The 8,419-nt window shown below is 33.1% G+C and carries 10 protein-coding genes and 1 pseudogene; 6 read left to right on the forward strand and 5 right to left on the reverse strand.

Going from position 1 to position 8,419, the window contains the following annotated elements:
• Window positions 1-219: 219 nt before the first annotated feature.
• Window positions 220-1,596, reverse strand: coding sequence for a DNA phosphorothioation system restriction enzyme (locus F6K22_RS22795; RefSeq protein ID WP_293103090.1), 1,377 nt, complete (start codon window positions 1,594-1,596; stop codon window positions 220-222).
• 821 nt (window positions 1,597-2,417) lie between these two features.
• On the opposite strand from F6K22_RS22795, the gene F6K22_RS22800 reads away from it, so the two are divergent.
• The 5 genes and pseudogenes from F6K22_RS22800 to F6K22_RS22820 all read left to right on the forward strand — a co-directional run bounded on the left by F6K22_RS22800 (window position 2,418) and on the right by F6K22_RS22820 (window position 5,770).
• Window positions 2,418-3,281, forward strand: coding sequence for a sugar kinase (locus F6K22_RS22800; protein WP_293103092.1), 864 nt, complete (start codon window positions 2,418-2,420; stop codon window positions 3,279-3,281).
• Window positions 3,282-4,136: 855 nt separating this feature from the next.
• Window positions 4,137-4,451, forward strand: a complete 315-nt coding sequence (locus F6K22_RS22805; RefSeq protein ID WP_293103095.1) for a hypothetical protein — start codon at window positions 4,137-4,139, stop codon at window positions 4,449-4,451.
• Window positions 4,452-4,514: 63 nt separating this feature from the next.
• Window positions 4,515-4,751: a hypothetical protein gene (locus F6K22_RS22810; RefSeq protein ID WP_293103097.1), complete on the forward strand. Its 237-nt coding sequence runs from the start codon at window positions 4,515-4,517 to the stop codon at window positions 4,749-4,751.
• A 6-nt stretch (window positions 4,752-4,757) separates the two neighbouring features.
• A complete protein-coding gene (locus F6K22_RS22815) occupies window positions 4,758-5,063 on the forward strand; it encodes a hypothetical protein (RefSeq protein WP_293103100.1) in 306 nt (101 codons plus the stop codon).
• 167 nt (window positions 5,064-5,230) lie between these two features.
• Window positions 5,231-5,770, forward strand: a pseudogene (locus tag F6K22_RS22820) (Uma2 family endonuclease).
• A 46-nt stretch (window positions 5,771-5,816) separates the two neighbouring features.
• On the opposite strand, the gene F6K22_RS22825 reads toward F6K22_RS22820, so the two are convergent.
• The 4 genes from F6K22_RS22825 to F6K22_RS22840 form a co-directional block, all read right to left on the reverse strand.
• Window positions 5,817-6,056, reverse strand: a complete 240-nt coding sequence (locus F6K22_RS22825; protein WP_293103103.1) for a hypothetical protein — start codon at window positions 6,054-6,056, stop codon at window positions 5,817-5,819.
• A 199-nt stretch (window positions 6,057-6,255) separates the two neighbouring features.
• Window positions 6,256-6,384 (reverse strand): hypothetical protein, encoded by a 129-nt coding sequence (locus tag F6K22_RS22830; protein WP_293103106.1) that lies wholly within the window; start codon window positions 6,382-6,384, stop codon window positions 6,256-6,258.
• A gap of 21 nt (window positions 6,385-6,405) precedes the next feature.
• Window positions 6,406-6,585, reverse strand: a complete 180-nt coding sequence (locus tag F6K22_RS22835; protein ID WP_293103109.1) for a hypothetical protein — start codon at window positions 6,583-6,585, stop codon at window positions 6,406-6,408.
• Between the two features lie 36 nt (window positions 6,586-6,621).
• Complete coding sequence (locus F6K22_RS22840; RefSeq protein ID WP_293103112.1) at window positions 6,622-7,518, reverse strand: GlcNAc-transferase family protein; 897 nt, start codon at window positions 7,516-7,518, stop codon at window positions 6,622-6,624.
• A gap of 231 nt (window positions 7,519-7,749) precedes the next feature.
• Here F6K22_RS22840 and F6K22_RS22845 point away from each other — a divergent pair, with 231 nt between their 5' ends.
• Window positions 7,750-8,010: a hypothetical protein gene (locus tag F6K22_RS22845; RefSeq protein ID WP_293103115.1), complete on the forward strand. Its 261-nt coding sequence runs from the start codon at window positions 7,750-7,752 to the stop codon at window positions 8,008-8,010.
• The last annotated feature ends 409 nt before the right edge of the window (window positions 8,011-8,419 follow it).

Below are 8,419 nucleotides of genomic sequence, written 5' to 3' on the forward strand. Positions count from 1 at the left end.
TGGAGTCGTTCGCCTATACGCATGACTATTTATTCAACTAATTTTCCTTACTCATAGAGAATCACTCTGATGCAGGAATTTTTCCCAGGAGCAATACTAGAAAAAAGTTGATCTTGTATAGCTTCCCAGAAATACTTGCTTTTCCCCCATCAAATCTTTCCATCCATCCCTCTTCAATATAAAACCACAAACATTTTAATTCTGCCTTCTTCCTTTGATTCAAATATCTAATAATCCATACCTTTTTTGAATGTTTAATAATTTCACCCTAGCTTCTCCAGCATTGTCTGCTAAATCAGCAAATTCTAAGAAGCGTTTTAACTCCTTTTTAAGTAAATTTCGTTCTACTTCTAAACTACTTCTACCCATATCTGGAGGCAAAACAATCATATCAAATAAAGTTGCCCTTTCCTTACTAGGATGAAGTCGTAAAATTCTCCCTCTTCTCTGAATAAATTGTCGAGGGTTTCGACTACTTGCCAAAATAACTGCATTTTTAATTGCTGGAATATCTACCCCTTCATCTAAACAATTAATTGCTACTAAACCCTGCAATTCTCCACTTTCAAATTGTTGTCTTAACTTCTCCCTTTTTTTTATCGGAGTTTCAGCAGTATAACTATTAACTCTGTAACCTAATTCTGAACCTAAAATCTTTACCACTGCCTCCATTTGTCGTAAATCTGAAATATTTTCTGTTTCTACCAATCCATCTCCACAATAAAATAAAGTATGAGTTGTTTGTAAACGATTTGCCATTAAATTTTTTAATGCAGTTAATTTATTTTTTGCCGAAGCAATTAACCGAGAACGCTGCACTAATAAAGTTTTTAAATCTTCTTTTTCTATTTCCACATTCTCTTTTTCCGATAACAATAACGCCCAACCAATTTTCCCGGTTAATTTGGCATAATTTCGACTTTCCTCTGCAGTTAATTCTACTAAAATTGGATAATAAAGATAACGAGCTAAAGCACCTTGTTGAATGGCATCGGCTAAAGTTAACTCTGGCTGCAATACTTGACCAAAATAATCTAAAATTGCCGTAGTTCCTTGGTCATCAAAATATCTCTCTGGAGTGGCAGATAGAGCAAGTCTTAAACCAATATTTTTTGGTAAACTTTTCTCCAATTTTGGCGAACCTAAATGATGAGCTTCATCCCCAATAATCAAAGTTTTTTCCGGAAAATATTTAAGCTGAGATTGCAAACTATCCGAGATAAAAGTCGAATTAGTAGTAATAATAGAAATAAAATTTTGATGACCAGAATGAATATTATAAAGAGTAGTAGAAAGTTGATTTTGCCAAATATTTACATTCTCAAAAGCTAGAATTGATTGGAGAGAAAACTTTTCACATTCCCTTCCCCATTGAGTTACTAAATGACGATAAGGACAAACAACAATTAATACTTGTAAACCAATTTTTTGATAAAGTTCAGTAGCGATCGCCAAAGCAGTAATTGTTTTACCAGTACCAGTTGCCATCTTTAAAATTCCCCTACCTCGATTAGCAAACCAATTATTAACAGCTTGTTGTTGATAGGGTCGTAGTTTTAAATGAGATGGTATTCTAGGAATTCCTAAATTATTCACTTTTTTAGGGAGTAGGGAGTAGGGGAGTAGGGGAGTAGTAATTTCGGTTCGGTAGCAATAGAAAAGAATAAAAACAACTGTATAGTCATTTCAGTTTAGACTGAGACAAGGGTTTCTTTCTGTCAAAGGATTTCAGCTAAAAAAATGTTTCATTCTTATTTAAAATGACTATACCTCAGTAACCTAAGAAATAGTATACCAAACAATATTCTCAGATATTTAGGACTATCGCTCTATTATGTAGAACTTTGTACTTCCCATTTGCGCTTGGGTTTGGAGACCAAACCCCTACGATAAAATTTATAACCTATTTAAGATTGCTATATACTAACTAATATCCTTATATATTTAGGACTAATAATCTATTATATATAACTTTGTACTTCACCAGTATAATAATTTCTCTAGATAATTCGTAGACCACAAAGTAGTGACGTTGTATGCAATGTTACTACAGGATTATCATTTTTTTAATGTGATTGACTAACCTGAAAACAGTTGTAAGTAGGATGGTTTAGGAGGGGTTAAAATTCCTTTATAAAGTAAAAAAAATAATCATAATGATTGCTAATTTATGACTACTGAAAACTTCTTTAAAGAGAGTAAAAATTATCCGCATTATAATGAGTTAATAACTCATATAGCAATCCGCGCATAGGTTGCGGGGAATCAAAAAGTAAATAAAAAAACTGAAACTCTTACCAGTTAAGAGTTAAGTATTCCCTGTTCCCTAAAAAGCATTAATATTTTTGACAGGAATAAAATAGGATGGCTATAGCTGATAGCTGACTGCTGACCGCTGAATGCTTACTTTAAAAAACATGACTAAAACTGGATTATTTGTCGGATTAATTACCTTAGATTTAGTTTATCTCACAGCAACTTATCCTGATAAAAATCAAAAAGTTGTTGCTGCTAATTATGCTGTTACTGCCGGAGGCCCTGCCACAAATGCTGCGGTAACATTTAGCTACTTTAATAATCAAACAATTCTTATTTGTGGGTTAGGAAATCATCCGATAACTCATTTAATTAAAGCAGATTTAGAAAAGCATAATGTCACAATAGAAGACTTAGATAAAAATCGTTCTGAACCACCACCAGTTTCATCAATTATTACTACTCAAGATACAGGTGATCGCGCAGTTATTTCTATTAATGCTGTTAAATCTCAAGTCTCAAAAGAATTAATTTACCCAGAAATTATTGATAATATTGATATTGTTTTAATTGACGGTCATCAAATGGCAGCAAGTCTAGAAGTTGCTCAACTTGCTAAGTCAAAAAATATTCCTATTGTTATAGATGGAGGTAGTTGGAAACCTGGATTTGAGGAAATTTTACCTTTTGTTGATTATGCTATTTGTTCGGCTAATTTTTATCCTCCTAACTGTGAAAGTCAAGAAGAAGTTTTTGCCTATTTAGCAAATAAAAATATTCCACATATTGCCATTACTCAAGGAGAAAAACCTATCAAATATTTTAGTCAAGGTAAGTTTGGTAATGTGGAAGTTCCGAAAATTAATGCTGTTGATACTTTAGGTGCAGGTGATATTTTTCATGGAGCATTTTGTAACTATATTTTTGATAGGGAATTTACAGAAGCTTTGGCAAATGCTGCTAATATTGCTGCTCATTCTTGTAAATATTTCGGAACTAGGAATTTGTTTTTAGTAGGGCTTTAGCCAAATTTATCTTACTGTTCAAACCCGACTACGAACTTTAACTATAACTATTCATTCTTATCAATATTTCGGAACTATAAATTGGTTTGTAGTAGGGCTTTAGCCCGATTTATCTTATCGCCCAAACCCGACTACAAGCTTTAACTATAACTATTCATTCTTATCAATATTTCGGAACTATAAATTGGTTTGTAGTAGGACTTTAGCCCGATTTATCTTATCGCCCAAACCCGACTACAAGCTTTAACTATAACTATTCATTCTTGTGAATATTTTGGAAGTATAAATTGGTTTGTAGTAGGGCTTTAGCCCGATTTATCTTACCGCCCAAACCCGACTACGAACTTTAACTATAACTATTCATTCTTATCAATATTTCCCTACTAGATAGTGAATAATCAGTTATCAGTTATAGCAAATTTCATCTTAGTCAGGTATACTATTAGCGGGTAAAATGTTCGGATAATAAGTGATAAAAAAGTTTTTGTTTGTAGTATTGCCCTAGGAATAAAATAAATCGGGCTAAAGCCCTACTACGAACTTTAATATGACATTAATTAAAATGGGAAAACTTAATATTACAAATTCAGAAACTCAGAGATTGAATGTATCAGGAAATATAAAAAGGAGATAGGGAATAGGGAATAGGGAATAAGGAGAAAACAATCAAGACAAATATTGTGAAGAAAAATCTAGGAATATATGTATTGAATACTTCTCTATCTACCAAATTTCAATCCCTTGAAGTATTACCGCTTTTAGATTTTAGCCACAAGTGATGCTCTCTTAATATTTATTTGACAAACAGTCTCTCAAATTAATCATTTTTATTAAAAAAAATAAGGAGATTATTCAATGAATAACTTAAACGAATATCTGACAGCAATTCAAACACTATTAAAGAATAGTGATTTTTGGCAAAAGGTTGCTATCGCTATTATCTCTAGTTTTTCAGTAGCGCTATTTAATTATTTATCATCAAACAAGCAACGTCAATACCAGGCAATGGAGCTTTCCTCTACAACAAATACATCGACTATTTTAGACTTCAAAAAAGATATAGGTCAGAAAAATATTAGTATCCTTTATGGTGAAAATTACGAGCTTGCAGATTTATATCTCATGTCTTGCAATATTCAAAATACTGGCAGAAAGGTAGTTAAAAATTAAGAAATTACTTTTTAGTTTATTTCTACAAACGTTGGAATTTTAGAACAATTTTTCGAGCCACCTTTGAATGATAATTCAATGGGTATAGAGGAAATTAAGATAGAGGATATTAAGCAAGGTGAAGTAAAAAAAAGGTATTTAATCAGAGAAATTTTACCGAAATGTCAAACAGGATTTCGATTTTTATCGGGAAGATTAACTCAGCAAAATGAAGAACCAAAATTATTTGTTTCAAATCAAGATAATAGTAAAGTTGACCTTACTCAAAAAACAGATAAACGAGAGAGAGATGAAATTTAGAGAATTATGAATTTTGTCACCTTCTTGATTTTGTTTTTTACTCTTCCACAAATCTTGGAATTGATTCCTTTGTCCGGTGGCATTCTCGCTTTTTTGGCAAAATTAGTCATATTTGTAATTATTATTCGAGATATAGGTACTTTTTCTAAAAAAATTACAGAGCTTCTAATACTGCCTTTCCAAATCAGTAAAACTCAAAGAGCTAAGTACAATATAAATATACAAGGATCTTCAAAAATAGAGAGTTTAGGAATAATTGAAGGTACAGGTACAATATATGGAAAACAGAAGCTAGAAAAAGACGGAAAATAGCACGATAATTTGATTCGGGTATTGATGTTAAACTCTACTATCAATACAATCTCATATTCTTGCTTTTTACTTTTTCATTCCTTCAAAAAAACTGACATATTTTCTCAGCTATACCCTTACTTTACTTCTTCCTTCTTCCTTCTTCCTTCTTACTTCCTTCCTAACTTATGATAAATTCTACTCTCATCAATCAGAATATCTCCTTAGAAGAATTCACAAAAAATCCTCCTGAAAAAATGGAATGGGTAGACGGCAAATTAATAGAAAAAAACGCCGCGACATCAAGACATGGAAAAATTCAATTGAAGCTTGGTAGTTATTGGGATAACTATAAAAATGCCAGTCAAAAAAGTGGAGAAGTTTATACAAATGTACCTTGCCGTACCAATAAACAAGGGCGATCACCTGATGTTGCTTATCGTACTCCTTAGTTAGTTTCACAGTATGGAAATTATCCTACTTTGCCTCAGAGTTTTCCTTTAAGTGCAGAGATTATTTCTCCTACAGATTTAGCTGAAAATGTCTTGTTAAAAGCTCAAGAATATTTAGAGTCTGGTGGCGAAGAAGTTTGGTTAGTTTTTCCTGAGAGTAAATGGATAATAATAGTTACTGAAAATCAAAGTTTAATGTTTACTTCTGGTCAAGTTGTTACTACTCACAAAGTTTTAATAGGTTTTAGTGTGGCAGTAGATGATTTATTAGCTTGAGAATTAATTACATTTTTTTCTGAAGTGGTAGGGTGGCTAAATATTATCAAGCATCTGATACAAATAAAATTAATAGCGAAAAATTCTCACAGTTGTAGTTGGCGAACTTCCTTCTAACTTCTGACTTTTGATGCCATTCCCTTTTACTCAAAAAATTTATGCCATCTCTAGCAAAACCTCCTGAACTCATACTCCGAAATTTGGCAAAAATATTCATAGTTTGCCTACTACTATTGGTGACAACTTTCCTGTCTGTATCAAAGGCAAAAATTTTCACAAATTCCATTCCCTTTTAGTTAAAAAAATTTCTGCCATCTTTGGCAAAACCTCCTCCTGTTAGATTCCGAAATTTGGGAAAAATATTGAGGGTTTGCCTATTACTATCCTCACAACTTTCCTGTCTGTATCAAAGGTAAAAAATTTCACAAATTCCATTCCCTTTTAGTTAAAAAAATTTCTGCCATCTTTGGCAAAACCTCCTGAACTCATACTCCGAAATTTGGCAAAAATATCCATGGTTTACCTACTACCATTGGTGACAACTTTCCTATTTCTATCAAAGGTAAAAATTTTGCCAAATTCCATTCCCTTTTAGTTAAAAAAATTTCTGCCATCTTTGGCAAAACCTCCTGAACTCATACTCCGAAATTTGGCAAAAATATCCATGGTTTACCTACTACCATTGGTGACAACTTTCCTATTTCTATCAAAGGTAAAAATTTTGCCAAATTCCATTCCCTTTTAGTTAAAAAAATTCTGCCATCTCTAGAAAAACCTCTTGAACTTATACTCCGAAATTTGGCAAAAATATTCATGGTTTACCTACTACTCTCAATTCTCAATTCTCAATTCTAAATAAAACGAATAAACCAACGCTCCTGAAAATTCACACCTGCTAATGCTTCATACTCTGCCAAACTTCTGACATTTCCTAACCCATAAATTCCAAAATCTTCTGTTGGAGTTTCCATTCCCAAAATCTGACGAAAACGAGACTCAGACACCTTATTTTGCACCCACCAATCTTGATGATCTTCCCAATGTACAACCCGTTTTTTACCTGTATTATAAAAATGCCAACAAACACTCAGATTAGGATGATAAATATCCCATCCCCTCGTCCAAGCTTTAGCAGCAAATAATACCTCTTCTCCAGTAAAATAAATCTCCGGGTCGTAAGGTATTTCCTCAATAATTTTCCCCTCAGCAAAAATAAATCCAGCCGCAACAAAAGCTCCTAATTGTGGAATGCTACATTTACTCAAATCCCCTATTCCTCTTAAAGTCAAAGTACCAGGATCTCCAAATTTATTTGGCTCTAACCGACTCGGTGTATCCCCAACCAATTCTCTCGGAGGTTTGTAAGCAGGAGGATAGGTACTCAGAAGCGGTTTTTCACTGGGGCACATTTTCAGCATTTTAATTAATTCCACATCCCACCCGGGCAAAAATCTCATGTGGGCATCAATTTGTAGAGTATATTCCTCTTTTTGCCATAACTTCTGCACCAGAGACCTCGCCCAACCTACACCACGAGCTTGAGCAGCAGTAACTACAATAATACGACAATTTTTTATACCTTTAAGTTTACCAATATAGTCCTTTTCCTCATCCGTACCATACTGCCAACAAATGCCAAAAGTGAGACGTTCGGGATGAGTAGCGTGGGCGATCGCCTCTTTAATAGTGGGAACCAATTCTAAATCGCGATAGGCAACTATTTGAATAAAAATACTGTCCATAGCCATAGAATATATTTTGAATCATTTTATCTAGCTCTCAAATACTACCTATCTTAAATAAACATCCCTAGGCTTACAAGTGACCATATGATCGAGTTGATCTAAATCACTAAACACACAAAAATTTGTCACAGTATCTGGTTGACTAGCTTCACTGAAATTAGTCTATCAATCATCAGATGATGTAGATATATTAAATAATTGATTGACATTCAGGGTCTTTACTTAGATAAAATTATGGAAGCTATCACTAATTATCCGATAAATGTTAGTTCTGAAATACCTAGTCCTATTGAATGGGTAAAAGAACATTACTCTATTGCCAGTTTAATAGATACTCTCGCAGATAAACAAAAGATATTTTCTCATGGATGTTTATTCCAAGATAGTGAAGATGAAGAATTAGTTATAGATGCTAATTTAAAAGATGCTTTGCGAGAGGAATATGGTTATCAAAATTGGGAATATTTGGAAAAATATTTCTTCATAAATGAATAAAATATATAGGGATTCTCACCCTTGCAAAAATAAACAATTTTTGTATTTTAGGGAACAGATGAAGAGAGAATACTGAATAGAGAAAATATTTATCTAATTTGATATGAAAACCGCTATAGCAGTCATTTCATTTATTAATTAGTCTCCTAGGTATTCAATAATTAATAATTAACAATTAATAATTAATAATTACCTCTTAATTTTTAAGAAGAGGATTGGTTAAAAGAAATTTTTTTGTTCTCAAGGGGAGATTGGATATGGTTAGGTAACCCATCCATCCCATCCTACTCATGCTCCGCTTTCCGACCGCTCTCTTGGTCGATTGGATATGCCGAGGAGACCTCGCCATCCCATCCTAAGGTCATGCTCCGCTTTCCGACCGCTGTCTTCGTTGATTGGATATGCCGAG

The sequence above is a fragment of the Okeania sp. SIO2F4 genome (genome assembly GCF_010672385.1).
Lineage (GTDB): Bacteria > Cyanobacteriota > Cyanobacteriia > Cyanobacteriales > Microcoleaceae > Trichodesmium.